This is a genomic window from Herbiconiux daphne (assembly GCF_024979295.1).
GTDB lineage: Bacteria > Actinomycetota > Actinomycetes > Actinomycetales > Microbacteriaceae > Herbiconiux > Herbiconiux daphnes.
The window spans coordinates 1-796 of record NZ_JANLCJ010000298.1; the positions used below are offsets into that span (position 1 = coordinate 1).

Consider the following 796-nt stretch of genomic DNA (forward strand, 5'->3'; position numbering starts at 1 on the left):
AAGCAAAAGGTAAAAAGTGATTGACACGTTCGGTCACTAGTGGTAAAGTAGTGCCACTGAGTACGGGGTGAGCTAGTTGTTAGTCACTGCGGAGAATCGGCGGGATAAAGAGTCTTTGACTCCGAAGGGTTTACATCGTAAATCGTACCGCGTCTGGCTTCGTATACAGGCTAGTAATCTTTCGAAAGGTGAGTGGGCTTGGCGGCGCACGATAAAATAAATCCCCCTCCTGTTTAGTCTGGTGGAGGCCGAAAGCAGACAAGCGGCTTGTGCATCCGAGCTACGTGGCAGACCTGAGAACATGCCAAAGTAATAGACCCGCAGTTGGCAAGAGTAAAAGCCAATCTAATGCCGGTCTGAAAAGTCAAGGCAGGTGGTTTGATAAAAGCGCAAGCTGGAATCGTGCCACTAAATAATCCTAGGGGAAGTCTTGCCAATGCCAAGGTTGACTCCCATTAACTAGGATTGTTTGATAAGCGGGTTAATCTAGCTTGCTTAGTCAAACAATCTTAATGTTAGGATTGTTTAATACACTTTAAACTTTCAATCTCTATACGAGGAAATAAATCATGACTACTATCACTCTGTTACGTGGCAACAACGCAATCAAATCTGCTATCGCTGCAACTGCTGCAACTCAGAAAGACGTTGACAATTCAATCGACCAAATTCTGAAATCGGTTATCGTTCATGCTCACCTTCACGGTGACTGCGGCGTGGCAACTCGTGCGGTTGATGAAATCTTCCGTAAAGATTCTGCCCGCCAGAAAGCGGCTAAGAAATTCATCGAAACGTT

The 796-nt window shown here is 45.5% G+C and carries 1 protein-coding gene; it reads left to right on the forward strand.

Features of this window, described 5'->3' with window-relative positions; translation table 11 throughout:
- Positions 1–569 precede the first annotated feature (569 nt).
- On the forward strand, positions 570–796 hold a 227-nt coding region (locus tag N1032_RS24805; protein ID WP_259543192.1), incomplete at its 3' end, for a hypothetical protein.